The sequence below is a fragment of the Bacillus sp. FSL L8-0358 genome (assembly GCF_038593095.1).
Classification (GTDB): domain Bacteria; phylum Bacillota; class Bacilli; order Bacillales; family Bacillaceae; genus Bacillus; species Bacillus subtilis.
This window is the reverse complement of record NZ_CP151962.1, coordinates 3,435,591-3,451,721: the sequence shown is the minus strand read 5'-3', so window position 1 is coordinate 3,451,721 and position 16,131 is coordinate 3,435,591. Positions and strand designations below refer to the sequence as shown.

Annotated in this window: 15 protein-coding genes; 12 read left to right on the top strand and 3 right to left on the bottom strand. The window is 43.5% G+C overall.

Going from position 1 to position 16,131, the window contains the following annotated elements; genetic code table 11:
- Nucleotides 1-4 precede the first annotated feature (4 nt).
- Nucleotides 5-214, bottom strand: coding sequence for a lipoprotein (locus NYE49_RS17785; RefSeq protein ID WP_003243327.1), 210 nt, complete (start codon nt 212-214; stop codon nt 5-7).
- 146 nt (nt 215-360) lie between these two features.
- Here NYE49_RS17785 and psdR point away from each other — a divergent pair, with 146 nt between their 5' ends.
- The 4 genes from psdR (at nt 361) to psdB (ending at nt 4,915) form a co-directional block, all read left to right on the top strand.
- Nucleotides 361-1,074 (top strand): two-component system response regulator PsdR, encoded by a 714-nt coding sequence (gene psdR / locus NYE49_RS17780; protein ID WP_174616669.1) that lies wholly within the window; start codon nt 361-363, stop codon nt 1,072-1,074.
- Nucleotides 1,068-2,138 carry a two-component sensor histidine kinase PsdS gene (gene psdS, locus NYE49_RS17775; protein WP_047183245.1) on the top strand — a complete coding sequence of 357 codons (1,071 nt, stop codon included), beginning with the start codon at nt 1,068-1,070 and terminating at the stop codon, nt 2,136-2,138. Before psdR ends, psdS begins: the two co-directional genes overlap by 7 nt.
- Nucleotides 2,139-2,220: 82 nt before the next feature.
- A complete protein-coding gene (psdA, locus tag NYE49_RS17770) occupies nt 2,221-3,000 on the top strand; it encodes a lantibiotic ABC transporter ATP-binding protein PsdA (protein ID WP_003228167.1) in 780 nt (259 codons plus the stop codon).
- Nucleotides 2,975-4,915, top strand: coding sequence for a lantibiotic ABC transporter permease PsdB (gene psdB, locus NYE49_RS17765; RefSeq protein WP_047183244.1), 1,941 nt, complete (start codon nt 2,975-2,977; stop codon nt 4,913-4,915). Before psdA ends, psdB begins: the two co-directional genes overlap by 26 nt.
- 36 nt (nt 4,916-4,951) lie before the next feature.
- Here the strand turns inward: psdB and NYE49_RS17760 are convergent, their stop codons facing one another.
- Nucleotides 4,952-5,929 carry a D-glycerate dehydrogenase gene (locus tag NYE49_RS17760; protein WP_080344231.1) on the bottom strand — a complete coding sequence of 326 codons (978 nt, stop codon included), beginning with the start codon at nt 5,927-5,929 and terminating at the stop codon, nt 4,952-4,954.
- Between the two features lie 383 nt (nt 5,930-6,312).
- Here NYE49_RS17760 and NYE49_RS17755 point away from each other — a divergent pair, with 383 nt between their 5' ends.
- Both NYE49_RS17755 and NYE49_RS17750 read left to right on the top strand, forming a co-directional pair.
- Entirely contained in the window at nt 6,313-6,906 is a 594-nt protein-coding gene (locus tag NYE49_RS17755) for a carbonic anhydrase (protein WP_010886620.1), read from the top strand.
- A gap of 18 nt (nt 6,907-6,924) precedes the next feature.
- Nucleotides 6,925-8,517, top strand: coding sequence for a SulP family inorganic anion transporter (locus NYE49_RS17750; RefSeq protein WP_047183242.1), 1,593 nt, complete (start codon nt 6,925-6,927; stop codon nt 8,515-8,517).
- Between the two features lie 26 nt (nt 8,518-8,543).
- Here NYE49_RS17750 and NYE49_RS17745 read toward each other — a convergent pair whose 3' ends face one another.
- On the bottom strand, nt 8,544-8,864 hold the full coding sequence (locus NYE49_RS17745; protein WP_015483742.1) for a MazG-like family protein: 321 nt from the start codon (nt 8,862-8,864) through the stop codon (nt 8,544-8,546).
- A 116-nt stretch (nt 8,865-8,980) separates the two neighbouring features.
- Here NYE49_RS17745 and NYE49_RS17740 point away from each other — a divergent pair, with 116 nt between their 5' ends.
- From NYE49_RS17740 to mdxG, 6 genes are all read left to right on the top strand, one after another.
- Nucleotides 8,981-9,556, top strand: a complete 576-nt coding sequence (locus NYE49_RS17740) for a TIGR00730 family Rossman fold protein (protein ID WP_015384731.1) — start codon at nt 8,981-8,983, stop codon at nt 9,554-9,556.
- A 205-nt stretch (nt 9,557-9,761) separates the two neighbouring features.
- Nucleotides 9,762-10,712 (top strand): LacI family DNA-binding transcriptional regulator, encoded by a 951-nt coding sequence (locus NYE49_RS17735; RefSeq protein WP_047183241.1) that lies wholly within the window; start codon nt 9,762-9,764, stop codon nt 10,710-10,712.
- Between the two features lie 112 nt (nt 10,713-10,824).
- Complete coding sequence (gene mdxD, locus NYE49_RS17730; RefSeq protein ID WP_047183240.1) at nt 10,825-12,594, top strand: maltogenic alpha-amylase; 1,770 nt, start codon at nt 10,825-10,827, stop codon at nt 12,592-12,594.
- 95 nt (nt 12,595-12,689) lie between these two features.
- Nucleotides 12,690-13,943 (top strand): maltodextrin ABC transporter substrate-binding protein MdxE, encoded by a 1,254-nt coding sequence (mdxE, locus tag NYE49_RS17725; protein WP_047183239.1) that lies wholly within the window; start codon nt 12,690-12,692, stop codon nt 13,941-13,943.
- A gap of 41 nt (nt 13,944-13,984) precedes the next feature.
- Entirely contained in the window at nt 13,985-15,292 is a 1,308-nt protein-coding gene (gene mdxF, locus NYE49_RS17720) for a maltodextrin ABC transporter permease MdxF (RefSeq protein ID WP_047183238.1), read from the top strand.
- Entirely contained in the window at nt 15,293-16,129 is an 837-nt protein-coding gene (gene mdxG / locus NYE49_RS17715) for a maltodextrin ABC transporter permease MdxG (protein WP_015384725.1), read from the top strand. It begins immediately after the preceding gene.
- The last annotated feature ends 2 nt before the right edge of the window (nt 16,130-16,131 follow it).

Below are 16,131 nucleotides of genomic sequence, written 5' to 3'. Positions count from 1 at the left end.
TTTCTTATGAACAAGTGTAGATTGCTGTATCAAATGCGTCTTCAGGGATATACAGTTTTCCCTTTTCGTATTTATAAGGAATTTCATTCTCTTTAAAGCACTCTTTGGTATAGTCAGTTAGTGTATCCCCAATTTCTATGTATTTCCCGGTATAGTTGGGCTGACATGCTGAAAGAATTGACGTCATTGCCAGAAACAGCATGATTTTCTTCATCACGACACCTGCCTATTATGAAAATTTTACCTTTATCATTCTATCATAACAAAAAGAAAAAGACCGATTTACTATTCCGCACATGCTATAATAATTTTGGAATCTTCTAGAAAAATCATCGTGATGTACATATAAGGGGGATCAACGTGTATCGGATTTTGCTTGTGGAAGATGATGAGCGGATTGCTTCTTTGCTGGGCGGTCATCTTCAAAAATACGGATATGAAGTGAAAATTGCTGAACGGCTGAATGATATAAAATTGGAATTTGCAGAAATGAAGCCTGATCTTGTGCTGCTTGATATCAACTTGCCTTTTTTTGACGGGTTTTATTGGTGCAGGCAAATCCGTACCATTTCCAATGCGCCGATTATCTTTATATCGGCACGGACCGATGAGCTGAATCAGGTAATGGCGATTGAAAATGGCGGCGATGATTATATCACAAAGCCGTTCCATCTAGAGGTAGTGGTGGCCAAAATCAAAAGCGTCCTGCGCCGCACATATGGTGAATACTCGCCCTCTTTGCCGCAGGAATCCAGAATAGTGGAGCTTGGCGGGCTGACGATTTATCCTGATCAGAATGAGGCCGAATGGAACAGCGTCCGTATTTTGTTTTCACAAAAAGAATTTCAGCTTCTCTCTATTTTTGTGAGGGAGCATAAAAAAATTGTCTCTCGTGATGAACTATTGGAGGCGTTATGGGATGACGTTGATTTTGTCGATGACAATACGTTAACGGTCAATGTCAACCGGCTGCGGAGAAAACTGGAGAATGCAGGACTGACAGATTGCATTTCCACAATCAGAGGACAAGGCTATCAATTTCAAGTCAATCGGAAGGATGAAGCGGAGTGTTAAAGACTTATCTCATCGACCGCTTAGCCATTATTCTATTTTCATTATTAGGGATAGGGTCCGCCATGCTGATTGCGTATTTAAGCATTGTAGAGAGCGGCGCAGAACCTTCCAAAGAAAATATGATGTACATATGGATTTTGCCCGGTACTCTTTTAGCCGCAGGTTTTGCTGCTGATTATGTTCGGCAATTTTCCTTTCTCACATATGTTAAAAAGCTTGCAGAACAAGCCTCTTCTTCGAATGACATCGGACAGTCTTTGAAAGCCCGAAAGCCAAGAACAGGAGAGCAAGCGCTTTGGACGAAAATGATCAACGCACTCGGGCAGCAATACGAAAGCAGGCTCTCACAATATATCAATCAGCAAAAACAGCATTATACCTTCACCAACCAATGGGTCCACCATATGAAAACACCGGTATCCGTCATATCCTTAATGATTCAGGAAGGAAAAAACGGAACTTCATCCTCTTTTCCGACGTTTTTAGAGGAGCTGGAGGATGAGAATGAGAGATTTCGCCACGGTCTTGATATGATGCTGCAAACGGCCCGGCTGGAGGAATTTGCATTTGATGTAAAGCCGCAAACCTTTGATTTGGCAGAAATGGTTCGTTCACTGATCAATCAGGAAAAACGTCAGTTTATTAAACGGCGCCTTTTTCCAACATTACATGTGCCGCCAAATGCCATTCAGATTTCCAGTGATCAAAAGTGGCTTTCCTTTGTTGTCGAGCAAATCCTTTTCAACGCCTTAAAATATTCAAAGCAAGGTGTCGGAGACCCTATTACAATCCGAATTGAAACACAGGGACATGAGACGCGATTGTCGGTTGCCGACGAAGGAATCGGCATACCGCCGCAGGATCTGCCGCGGATTTTTGACGCGTTTTTTACCGGAGAAAACGGACGAACCATGAAAGAGGCAACTGGAATGGGCCTTTATTTAGCAAAACAGGTGTGCATCCGTCTCGGCCATAAGCTGTATGCGGAATCAAAAGAAGGGGCTGGCACTGTGATGACCATCGTGTTTTCAAGTGACACCCTCGTGAATGTGACAGCATTGTAAGGTTGGGGAGCGGAATTGCAAGAAAGTTCGATGGGAGGATGCTGACTTCCTTTTTATAATAAAGAAAAAGGAGGAGCAGAACATGAACGTGTTGCAAACAACGAACCTATCGAAAACGTACTATTCAAATAAAGGAACAATATCATACCAAGCGCTCAGCGCCTTTGATCTCAGTGTGTCAAAAGGAGAATTTGTCGGGATTATGGGGCCGTCGGGAAGCGGAAAAACCACGCTTTTGAATTTGCTGGCTACCATTGATAAGCCGACCCAGGGCGAGATGATGATCAACGGCATTCAGCCGAAAACGTTAAAGGACCAAGAGCTGGCTTTGTTTCGCAGAAGAGAACTCGGCTTCGTCTTTCAGGATTTTAATCTGCTTGATACGCTGACGATTCGTGAAAATATTCTCTTGCCGCTTGCATTGGATAAGGTTAAGCTGAGAGAAATGGAAGCCCGATTGGATGAACTGGCAGATACGCTGCAAATCAAGCATATTCTCGATCACCGCACATATGAGGTGTCGGGCGGACAGCAGCAGCGGGCAGCTTGTGCCAGAGCGATTATTCACAATCCGGCGCTCATTCTTGCCGATGAACCGACAGGAAACCTCGACTCAAAATCGGCAAAGCAAGTGATGAACACACTGGCTCAGCTGAATGAGGAAAAGGAAGCGACGATTCTGTTGGTTACGCATGATGCCACAGCAGCAAGTTTCTGTAAACGAATTGTTTTTATTAAAGACGGACGTTTCTTTTCAGAGATTCACAGAGGAACAAACAGGCAGGTGTTTTATCAAAGTATATTGGATACCTTGAGTGTGTTGGGAGGCGATTTTCATGAATTTGAGAACTATCGCCCGTAAAAACATTCTTGGGAATCTGCAACGGTATGTGGCCTACTTTTTAAGCTGTGTGTTTGCCGTTTCGGTGTTTTTTGTCTTCACATCATTTATTTTTCATCCTGATGTCAATGAAGACAATATATATGGCGGAAGCCTTGTCAAAACATGCTTGAGCGCAGCTCTTGTCGTCATCATTGTGTTTTGTATATTTTTCATCACATATTCCAATTCAGCGTTTTTGCAGGCAAGAAAGAAAGAGTTTGGGCTGCTGACACTGTTTGGCACATCAAAGCAGCAGCTTCGCAAGATGATTTATTATGAGCAGTCACTTATTTCTCTTGCGGCGATTGCGGCCGGCATTGGAGCAGGCCTGTTATTTTCAAAACTGTTTTTTATGATCATGACATGGATGCTCAGCGTGAAGGTGCCGATTTCGTTTGCCATTGTGCCGAAAGCGTTTGTGATGACAATTGCCGGCTTTCTCATCCTGTTTCAGACGCTGCTCATTTTATCACTGGGACGGATTCGGAAGCTGGAAATCATTGAACTGATTAAATCGGCCAAAAAGCCGAAAAGTTTGCCGGTTTATTCGAAATGGCTCACTGTATTGTCTTTGCTATGTCTTGGCAGCGGTTATTACCTATCTGCAACAGCCAATGCAATTGACATGATGTTTCGGGTTTTTCCAATTTTGATTTTAGTGTTAATTGGCACGTATTTCTTTTTTACCCAAAGCAGTGTGGCGTTTTTCCGCATGCTGTACCGAAAGAAACACAGCTTCTACAAAGGCACAAATATCATTGTGCGTTCCAACATGATATTCAGGCTGAAGGATCATGCACGCATGCTGTTTTTAACCTCTGTCATTACAGCGGTCATATTAACAGCTACAGGTGTCATCTATATGTTTTATTCCGATTTACAAAGGCAGGAGGAGCAAAGCATTCCTCAGTCTGTTTCCTGGGTGGAAAAGGATGCTTCCCGCTTTCAGGTCATGAAGCCTGAGACGGCTGAGAATACATTGAAAAAAGCTCATGCTGTTATCAAGTATAAGGTGGATGCCACAGGGATTCCTGTCACTTTTCAGTCAGACTTGCCGTATGGAAATAAGAAGATGGAAGCGGAAGCTTTGCTGATTTCAGAAAAAGTCTATAATCAAGTCGCAAAGGAAAAAGGGTTCCCAGTTATTCATTTACAAGAAAATGAAGCATTTATTAATGTTTCTTTTCAAATGATGGTGAAAGACACATTTGGAGAAGGGGAAACAGCAGCATTTCATATGAAGTCAGGAAAAACTCTTTCCTACGTCATGAAAAAGCAGCAAAACAAAGGGATATTGATGTCTGTCGATGGAGTCAGCCGTTTATTGGTTGTCAGCGAAAAGAGCTTTGACAGTCTGTCACAGGATGTGCCGCTGAAGGAACAGATGAGAATGGTAGGTTATGAGCTTGAGCATTGGCAGGAGACGGTGGGTGTCTCTGAAAAGCTTGAAAACATGGTGCCGAAAGAACATACATCTGATTTTCAAACACGTGCTCCTAGTTATCAAATTGTGAAGCAGGGAGTTGCATTAATGCTGTTTATTGGTCTGTTTGTCAGCGTGCTGTTTTTTATCGTGCAAGGAAGCATGCTGTATTTGCGGATGTTTACGGAAATAGAAGATACGAGAGTGCAGGTGTTAGCGTTAAAAAGGATAGGGGTTACGGACAAAGAGGTTCACTCGATCCTTGGAAAGCAAATAGGATTTTTATTCTTCATCCCATTTATCGCAGGTACGATTCACGCCGGCTTTGCGTATGCAGCGTTAAGTAATATGCTGAATTCCAATTTATTTCTTGAGGCCGTAATTGTCATCTTCATTTATTTTGTATTCCAGGCTGTTTATTATATCGTCACCCGCCATATTTATAAGCGTGCTGTTCTTCAGCGTATGTAATAGAAATCCGGTCTGTTATCAGACCGGATTTTTGATTTATTGAAATTCTCTTGTGAGATTTTTCGGTGTTTGTCCTTGAATGGCTGCGATCATATTTTCGGCGGCCTGTTTGCACATGTTGAAGCGCACTTTAGCTGTTGCTGAACCGATATGAGGAAGCAGCGTGACATTATCCAGCTGCAGGAGCGGATTATCTCGGGTGACAGGCTCTTTTTCGTATACATCTAAGCCGGCTCCCCTGATCCAGCCTTCCTGAAGAGCGCGAACCAGTGCTTTTTCATCGACTGTCTTTCCCCGGGAAATATTGACGAAAATTGCTGAATCCTTCATCAACTTAAATTCACGTTCTCCTATCATGTGATAGGTTTCATCAGTCAGCGGCGTAATGAGAAGAATAAAATCAGATTGCTCCAGCAATGTATCAAGCTCTGCATATTTAACGCCGATGCTGTCTTCTGTTTCTTGTTTGCGATGTCGGTTATGATAAAGCACTTCCATATCAAAACCAAATTTGGCGCGTCTCGCTGCTTGTTCTCCAATTCTGCCCATGCCGATAATGCCTAACGTTTGATGATGAACATCAATTCCGAAAAGCGCTTCCTCTTCCACGGTTCCCCATTTTCCTGCTCTGACAAAACGGTCCAGTTCGGCAACACGTCTGGCGGAAGACAGAATCAGTGAAAAAGCCAGATCTGCAACTGTGTCATCCAGTGTATAAGGTGTATGAGTGCCGATGACTCCTCTTTCTTTCATTGCTTCTATATCGAAGTTATCGTAGCCTACTGATTGGTTGCTGACCACTTTGAGCTTAGTCGCGTGTTCCAGCAACTCACGATTGATTGACGGGCCGGAAGTCCCTGACGTTAAAAGCCCTTCCGCATCTTTTAATTTTTCAAATAGCACGTCACTCGGAAGCGTATCCTCCTGCCATACTTCATAACGGCAATGTTCACCGATGAATGCTTCAATCTCTTCAGGAATCGGTTTTGTGATAAATACAAATGGTTTCAACAAGGCTCCCCCTTTATGGCTGTTGTCTATTTCATTATAGCGGAAATAAATAGATGTTAAAAATATAGCTGCGTTCTTTTTATTTTCTGGTTCTTTTGAACTTAAAATGGAGATCGAACAGCTAAATCTGCTTAAAAAAGTTTTTTAATTATCAGAATTCACCCATATTTTTTGTCAGACAAATCATCAATATGCGAGCTGCAGCCGGATTATAGGATTCATTAAATATAAATTTTATTATCTTTGAAAGATATAAATGTTTATGTTTTGATTCTACAGTCCAATTATAGTGTCTTTTTTTGAAAGCCTTTTCTTGGCTTATTCCTATGCTATAATTCCTTACTGTAAGCTGGGTAAGAAGGCTTGCAAAATCATATGGATGGGAGATGAATCAAATGGTTTCTTTAACATCAATTTTGGAACACAATCAGCGGTTTGTCAGTGAGAAGAAGTATGAACCGTACAAAACGACAAAGTTTCCTTCGAAAAAGCTCGTCATTGTCACCTGTATGGATACAAGGCTTACAGAACTTCTTCCGCAAGCAATGGGGCTTAAAAACGGTGATGCTAAAATTGTAAAAAACGCGGGAGCCATCGTTTCTCACCCATTTGGAAGCGTGATGCGAAGCATACTGGTCGCGATTTATGAATTGCAGGCTGAAGAGGTATGCATTGTCGGCCATCATGAATGCGGAATGTCAGGGCTGAATGCGTCCTCGATTCTTGAGAAAGCAAAGGAACGCGGGGTGGAGGATAGCTGCCTGAATTTGCTGACGAGCGCCGGACTCGATTTGAAAACGTGGCTGACCGGTTTTCACAGCGTGGAAGAAAGCGTTTCCCACAGTGTGAACATGATTAAGAATCATCCGCTGCTTCCGAAAAAAGTGCCGGTTCACGGACTTGTCATTCATCCTGAAACAGGAAAACTTGATGTGGTCATTAACGGTTATGAAACTGAGCTTATAAACAATCACTCATAAGGGAGGTTATAACAAAATATGCGATTCTCAGGGAGATTCAAGGGGTACAATTTGCAGAAATTTCAGAAAGACTTGATTGCAGGTATCGTAGTAGGTGTCGTGGCAATTCCTTTAGGAATGGCGTTTGCCATTGCCTCGGGAGTCGAGCCTGAATATGGGCTATACACTGTTGTTATAGCAGGGATTTGTATTTCTTTGTTTGGAGGATCAAAATATCAGATTGGCGGTCCGACGGGCGCCTTTGTCCCGATTTTATTCGGCCTTATCATGCAGTACGGCTTGGAAAATCTGCTGATTGCGGGGTTTATGGCAGGAGTAATGCTGGTACTGTTTGGGCTGTTTAAGCTCGGAAAAATAATGAAATTCGTGCCTAAACCCGTTATCGTCGGTTTTACAGCCGGAATTGCCGTGCTGATCTTTACGGAACAAATCGCTAATTTTCTCGGATTGAGAAATGTTGAAAAACATGAGAACTTTCATCACAACATGTTTGAAATTGTGCAGCAGCTCGGCACCTTTAACGTGTATGCCATTTTGACAGCTGTGATCGGGCTCGTCATTTTGCTTGTATCCGCTAAGGTGATGCCTAAAGTGCCGGGCGCTTTGTTGGCGCTTCTTATTTCCACAGTGGTCGCGGTTGTCTTTTTCCCTGACCGCATGGCAACGATTGGGTCAACTTATGGAGAAATCCCCCGCCATTTGCCTGAATTTCAGTTTCCTGAGCTTACTTTCGATAAAATGGTTATGCTGTTTCCAGCTGCGCTTGTCATCGCGCTTCTTGGAGGACTTGAGTCGATTTTGTCCGCAATGGTCGCTGATAACATGAAGGGCTCAAAGCATGACAGCAACAAGGAGCTTGTCGGCCAGGGGATTGCGAATATGGCAGCGCCCCTGTTTGGCGGAATCCCGGCTACAGGAGCGATTGCGAGAACGGCGACCAATATAAAAAACGGAGCGGTTTCCCCAGTTTCCGGCGTCGTTCACGGCGTAGTCGTTCTCCTTGTCCTGCTTGTATTTGCGCCTTATGCGTCCCATGTGCCGCTCGCCAGTATGGCACCGATTCTCATGGTGGTCGCATGGAATATGAGTGAGCGCAAGGAAGTCGCAAACATGCTGAGACTGAAAAATGCTGATTCCTTTATTTTGGCGGCGACCTTCGCCCTTACAGTTCTGTTTGACTTAATCATCGGTGTGGCAACCGGATTGCTGCTTGCATTTGTGTTCTTTATCAGAAGAATGAGCGAAGCGACCCGCATCCACAATCAGGAATCGCATCCTGTTCTGGCGAAGAGAGAAGATCCATCTGTCAGCATGTATGCCATAGAAGGGCCGCTGTTTTTCGGATCAATTGATTCCCTTGAATCGTCATTGCTGGAGCATGTACAGAAAAAACCGAAAACCCTCATTCTGCTCATGAATAAGGTGCACTATATGGATACGTCAGCTGAAGCGGTGCTTGGGAACATTATGAATCGAATTAAGCGCCACAATGGAAAGCTGATGATTGTAGGATTGCAATCGCAGCCGAAGGAGCTGCTGCATAAAACAGGCCTTTTTCACAAAATAGGAAAGCAGCATTTCTTTGATCACCATGATGAAATCACAGGTTAAAAAAAGCGGCCATCGCGGCCGCTTTTTTATGCATGCTCAAATCGTTTTGTCAGTTTTTCTTGGTGGGCCTTCATGACGTCTTCTAAAGAGACACCATACATATCAGCAAGAATGGCGATATTTCCGATGACATCTCCCATTTCTTCAATCAATTCTTGTTTTAGCTCAGCGCGTGACGATTCTTTCTCATCCGGCCGGTCTCTGCCGATTTCATACGCCCTGACAGCCCGGGCCAGTTCTCCGGCTTCCTCCATTAAAAAGCCGACGCGAATAAAAGGTCCGTATTCTGTCCAGCCTCTTTTCTCGTAAAACTCTTTCATCCATTTTTCTGCATCAGCCAGCTGCAACCTCATCACTCCTGCATTCTTTATGTATTTCATATTGATATTATCACATGAAGATGGGACAATATATAGTGTGTTTTTGAATATTCAACACGATATATAGATGCGGAGATGACAAGATGAAAACCATTTGTGTATTTGCGGGATCAAACCCTGGGGGAAATGAAGCGTATAAAAGAAAAGCGGCAGAGCTTGGCGTGTATATGGCTGAGCAGGGAATCGGCCTTGTCTATGGGGGCTCCCGCGTAGGCTTGATGGGCACGATTGCTGACGCGATTATGGAAAACGGCGGAACTGCAATCGGGGTCATGCCGAGCGGTTTGTTCAGCGGGGAGGTTGTCCATCAAAATCTGACTGAGCTGATTGAAGTAAACGGGATGCATGAACGAAAGGCTAAAATGAGCGAGCTGGCGGACGGCTTTATCTCGATGCCGGGCGGCTTCGGTACATATGAAGAATTATTTGAAGTGCTGTGCTGGGCACAGATCGGCATCCACCAAAAGCCAATCGGACTGTACAATGTAAACGGATATTTTGAACCAATGATGAAAATGGTGAAATACAGCATTCAAGAAGGGTTTTCTAACGAATCGCACCTAAAACTGATTCACAGCTCGTCACGGCCGGATGAGTTAATTGAGCAAATGCAAAGTTATTCTTATCCGATTTTAGAAAAAAAGTGGACAGAAATTTAAAAAACAGACTTTCTCGTGGAAGTGGAGAGAATGAGTCTGCCACCTAGCGTATGAATCCATGAAAAATCGAGTGTTTTTAACAAATTGAGGTTTCCTTAAGGGAAATCTCTTTTTTATTTCTCTTTTGCCTGCATCGTATATTTAGCAGTAATAGAGGACTTTATCACTAGTTTGGATAATAAGCACAGATAAGGAGGGGATGAAAATGGCAACATTGTCAGATGTGGCGAAAAAAGCAAATGTTTCGAAAATGACGGTATCACGAGTGATCAATCACCCTGAGACGGTGACAGATGAATTGAAAAAGCTTGTTCATTCTGCGATGAAAGAGCTGAATTACATCCCTAATTATGCGGCGAGAGCGCTCGTGCAAAACAGAACACAGGTTGTGAAACTATTGATACTTGAGGAAATGGATACGACAGAACCATATTACATGAACCTGCTGACAGGAATCAGCAGGGAGCTGGATCGCAATCACTATGCTCTCCAGCTTGTGACAAGAAATTCTCTTAATATTGGCCAATGTGACGGCATTATTGCCACCGGCTTGAGAAAGAACGATTTTGAAGGTGTAATAAAAGCCTTTGAGAAGCCACTCGTCGTATTTGGGCAAAATGAAATGGGCTATGACTTTATCGATGTGAATAACGAGAAAGGCACTTTTATGGCAACCCGCCATGTTATGGGGCTGGGGGAGCGGGAAGTTGTCTTTTTTGGCATTGATTTAGATGAGCCTTTCGAACGTGCAAGAGAACAGGGGTATATACGGGCGATGAATAAAAGCTTTAAAAAATCGAATATGTTTTGGATCGACAACAGTTCTAAGAAAAGTGAATGCCTTGCAAGAGTACTGCTGAAATCCATGGACAATCAGGCCGCATTTGTCTGCGCATCTGATCGAATCGCGCTCGGCGTCATTCGTGCGGCGCAATCCCTTGGAAAGCGAATTCCAGAAGACGTTGCGGTTACCGGGAATGACGGTGTGTTTCTTGATCGCATCTCCTCGCCGCGCTTGACTACGGTCAGACAGCCTGTTGTTGAAATGGGGGAAGCCTGTGCGAAAATGTTGCTGAAAAAAATGAATGAAGACGGTGCTGCACAAGGAAGCCTATTTTTTGAACCAGAGCTAATTGTACGACAATCAACGCTGTAAGCGCCTTATTCTGTTATCGGTAACAGGGTGAAAAGGATTGTTCCCACAATTTCATCATGATATTTTCAAACTATGAGCCGGCTTCAATATAACGGAAATCAAAGGGGGAAACATGATGGAATATGCAGCGATTCACCACCAGCCATTCAGCACCGATGCTTATTCTTATGATGGGCGGACTGTGCATATCAAGATTCGGACGAAAAAAGGTGATGCAGATCACATTCGATTCATTTGGGGTGATCCCTATGAGTACAACGACGGCAAGTGGTCGGCAAACGAGCAGCCGATGAGGAAAATTGCTGCTACAGAAATGCATGACTATTGGTTTGCTGAAGTGGTGCCGCCATTTAGGCGTTTACAATATGCGTTTGTTGTAACAGACGATCATGAAGACATCTTTTTCGGAAGTTCGGATGTATGCCCTTATAACGAAAAAACACTGGAAACGATTCATTATTACTTTAAATTTCCGTTTGTTCACGAGGCTGATACATTTCAAGCGCCTGAATGGGTCAAGTCAACAGTTTGGTATCAAATTTTTCCGGAGCGTTTTGCAAATGGAAGAGAAGACTTGTCACCGAAGAATGCATTGCCGTGGGGGAGCAAGGACCCGGACGTCAATGATTTTTTTGGAGGGGATTTACAAGGGATTGTTGACAAGCTTGATTATTTAGAGGATTTAGGGGTGAACGGAATTTATCTGACACCGATCTTTTCCGCACCTTCTAATCATAAATACGACACGCTGGATTACTTTTCTATTGATCCGCATTTCGGGGACCCTGAGCTTTTTCGTACATTGGTCAGCCAGCTGCATCAGCGGGGGATGAGAATTATGCTTGATGCGGTTTTTAACCATATAGGAAGCGCGTCTCCGCAATGGCAGGATGTCGTCAAAAATGGAGATCAATCCCGCTATAAGGACTGGTTCCATATTCACTCTTTTCCCGTTACAGACGACAATTATGACAGATTTGCTTTTACAGCTGATATGCCGAAGCTAAACACGGCTAATCCCGAGGTGCAGAAATATTTGCTTGATATTGCTTTGTACTGGATACGCGAATTTGACATTGACGGCTGGCGTTTGGATGTCGCAAATGAAGTGGATCACGCTTTTTGGAAGACATTTAGGCAGGCTGTATCTACTGAAAAGCCTGACGTTTATATTTTAGGTGAGATCTGGCATTCTGCCGAACCTTGGCTTAGAGGGGATGAATTTCATGCGGCGATGAATTACCCTTTTACAGAGCCTATGATTGAATATTTTGCTGACCGGACGATCTCAGCCTCACGTATGGCCTACCGTGTCAATGCGCATTTGATGAATGGGATAAAGCAAGCCAATGAGGTGATGTTTAATTTACTGGATAGCCATGATACAAAGCGCCTTTTGACGAGATGCCGCAATGATGAGAAGAAAGCACGCGCGTTGCTGGCCTTTATGTTTGCCCAGACAGGCTCACCATGCATTTATTACGGAACGGAAATCGGGCTGAACGGCGAAAATGATCCATTATGCCGGAAATGTATGGTTTGGGAAAAGGAGAAGCAAAACCAAGACATGCTGCAATTTATGAAGCGGTTAATTGCTTTACGCAAGCAGGAAAACACTTTATTGACAGAAGGAAATCTTGAGTGGAATCTGCTGGATGACCAAAACGATTTTATTAGCTTTTCACGGACTCTTGATGAAAAAATACTGATTTATTTCTTTAATCAAGGAAATGCGGTTCAACATGTCAGTTTACTGGATTTGAATATTGAAAGGAATAAGAGGATCTGTGATGCATGGACAGAGCAACCGCTTCAGCATCACGATGTCATTGCCGTTCAGCCGGGAGAATTTTTGATTTTGAGTGCTGCCGCCCCTGTATAACATTCTGTTATCGGTAACAAATCAAAAGTTGTTGTAACCGCTTTCTACAGGACAATACAATTGTTATAGTTTCGTAAATAGAAGGGGGAAAAGAGATGGTTCTTTTTAAAAAGGGGTTCGCCATATTGGCGGCATCATTCCTGGCAATTGGCCTTGCCGCCTGCTCAAGTTCAAAAAATCCAGCAAGCGCTGATGGCAAAAAGGTGCTGACTGTGTCTGTCGAAGAAACGTATAAAGAATACATTGAAAGCATAAAAACAAAGTTCGAAAAAGAGAATGATGTCACAGTAAAAATTATTGAAAAGCAAATGTTCGAACAGTTGGAGGCGCTTCCCCTTGATGGCCCGGCGGGTAATGCGCCTGATGTTATGCTTTCTGCATATGACCGGATCGGCGGTTTGGGACAGCAAGGACATTTGCTTGACATTAAGCCATCTCATACAAAAAGCTTTGGTGATAAAGAAATGCAGCAGGTGACAGTTGACGGCAAAGTCTACGGAATGCCGCTAGTCATTGAGACACTTATTTTGTATTACAATAAAGATCTTTTAAAAACAGCGCCAAAAACATTTAAAGACCTTGAAAAGTTAACGGAAGATCCTCGATTCGCGTTTGCTTCGGAAAAAGGAAAATCAACCGGATTTTTAGCAAAATGGACTGACTTTTATATGTCGTACGGCTTATTGGCTGGATACGGCGGATATGTGTTTGGGAAAAACGGCACAGATTCCGGGGACATCGGCCTGAACAATAAAGGGGCTGTAGAAGCGGTGAAATATGCGGAGAAATGGTTTGAAACATATTGGCCGAAAGGAATGCAAGACAATTCAAGCGCAGACGACTTTATTCAGCAGATGTTTTTAGAAGGCAAAGCGGCTGCGATCATTGGCGGTCCTTGGTCAGCTGCCAACTATAAAGAGGCTAAATTGAACTACGGAGCGGCTCCCATCCCGACATTGCCCAATGGAGAAGAATATGCCCCTTTTGCGGGCGGTAAAGGCTGGGTAGCTTCAAAATATACAAAAGAGCCCGAGCTGGCTGAAAAATGGCTTGAGTATGCGGCAAATGATGCCAATGCTTACGCTTTTTATGAGGATACAAACGAAGTTCCGGCCAACACTGCTGCAAGGAAGAAAGCCGATGAGCAAAAGAATGAACTGACGTCAGCTGTGATTAAACAATATGAAACAGCGACGCCGACTCCAAATATTCCGGAAATGGCTGAAGTATGGACAGGAGCGGAAAGTTTGATTTTTGATGCAGCTTCAGGAAAAAAATCGACACAAACATCAGCGAATGATGCTGTAAACGTCATAAAGGAAAATATTAAAGAAAAGTATGTGAAATAAAACGGCGGGATAGCGTCCGGAAGAATAGAGGGCGGAAAAAAATGAATAAACATCACACACTTGCAAAGCAAAAACGAAAGGCAGGGCTTTTATCGATCATTCCAGGACTTGGGCAGATTGCGAATCAGCAATTGTCAAAGGGGCTCTTATTTCTTGCCATCACAGGCTTGTTTGCTTTTGAATTATGCGTTTTCGGTATACAGGCGCTAACCGGATTGATGACATTGGGAAGTGTTCCCGGTGAAGATCACTCGCTGTTTATGCTGATTGAAGGCACGCTGCAATTGATCGTGACAATGATTTTCCTCATGTTCTATATCTTTAATATTCATGATTCGCGTAAGACCGCCGCAATGAAAGCGGCGGGTTTGGAAGTCAATACAACAGCCAAGGATATGATCTGTCATGCGGGCGATAAAGGGTTTCCATATCTATTTACACTTCCGGCATATATCATGATGGTGTTTGTGATTATTTTTCCGGTTTTGGTGACTCTGTTTGTTGCATGTACAAACTATGATTTTTATCATATTCCGCCTAATCGTCTGATTGACTGGGTCGGGTTTAAAAATTTCTTAAATATTTTTTTCCTTGGCTCCTATCGTGAAACATTTGTGAATGTACTGGGCTGGACGGTTATCTGGACAATCTGTGCAACAACGCTGCAAATCATTTTAGGTATTGTGACGGCCCTTTTCGTCAATCAGGGTTTTATAAAAGGCAAGCGGATATTTCGAATGATTTTCTTATTTCCATGGGCTGTTCCGGCGTTTATTACAATCATGAGTTTTTCCAACATGTTTAACGACAGCATAGGAGCGGTGAATGCACAGGTGATTCCACTATTCAATCACCTGCCGTTTGTTGAGCTGCCTGCGATCGCGTGGAAGACTGATCCTTTCTGGACAAAGACAGCCCTCATTATGATTCAGACGTGGCTTGGCTTTCCATATATTTATGTCATGGTAACGGGAGTGCTTCAGGCGATTCCAGGTGAATTGTATGAAGCGGCAAAGATTGACGGGGCCACTTTTATTCAGCGTTTTCGGCATATTACATTCCCTATGATTTTATTTGCCACAGCACCCGTGATGATTACTCAGTATACGTTTAATTTCAATAATTTCTCGATCATCTATTTATTTAATGAGGGAGGGCCAGGCAGTGTGGGAGCCGGGGCCGGATCGACCGATATCTTAATTTCGTGGATTTATAAACTGACAACAGGCACATCACCCCAATATTCCGTTGCGGCGGCTGTGACACTGTTAATTTCTTTCATTGTCATTGGAATTTCACTGATTGCTTTCAAAAAATCGAATGCTTTTGGGAATGAGGAGGTTATGTAGGTGAACGCGAGCACTGCCAGAATGCTTAATAAAATCTGTACGTATTTCTTTTTGACGCTTTTAAGTATTGTCATTATATATCCGTTGCTGATTACGGCATCATCAGCATTCCGTGTGGGGAATTCGGCGGCTTTTCAGCTCGATTTTTCGGGTTCTTGGACATTGGGTCATTTTAAGCGGCTATTTGACGAGACGCTTTATCTCAATTGGTACAGCAATACACTTGTCATCGCGCTATCGGTCATGGTTTTGCAGGTTACAATCGTGACACTTGCCGGATACTCGTACAGCCGCTATCGGTTTGCAGGCAGAAAAAAGAGCCTGGTATTCTTTTTAATCATTCAAATGGTGCCGACAATGGCGGCGCTGACTGCTTTTTATGTCTTGGCGATGCTAATAGGCGCACTCGATCAATACTGGTTTTTAACAGCGATCTATATCGGCGGCGGAATTCCGATGAACACGTGGCTGATGAAAGGTTATTTTGATACTGTGCCGAGAGAAATTGATGAAGCCGCGCGAATTGACGGAGCGGGACATCTGAGGATTTTCGCTTCAATTGTTCTGCCGCTTGTTAAGCCAATGCTCGCGGTACAAGCGCTTTGGGCGTTTATGGCACCGTTTGGCGACTATTTGCTGGCGAAGTTTTTGCTTCGCTCACCGGAAAGGCTGACCATTGCTGTAGGATTACAATCCTTTATTTCTAATCCGCAGCAGCAAAAAGTAGCTCTATTTGCGGCTGGTGCCATCCTTGCCGCACTGCCGATATGCGTTCTATTCTTTTTTCTCCAAAAGAACTTTGTGTCCGGTTTGACAGCCGGCGGAACAAAGGGGTAATT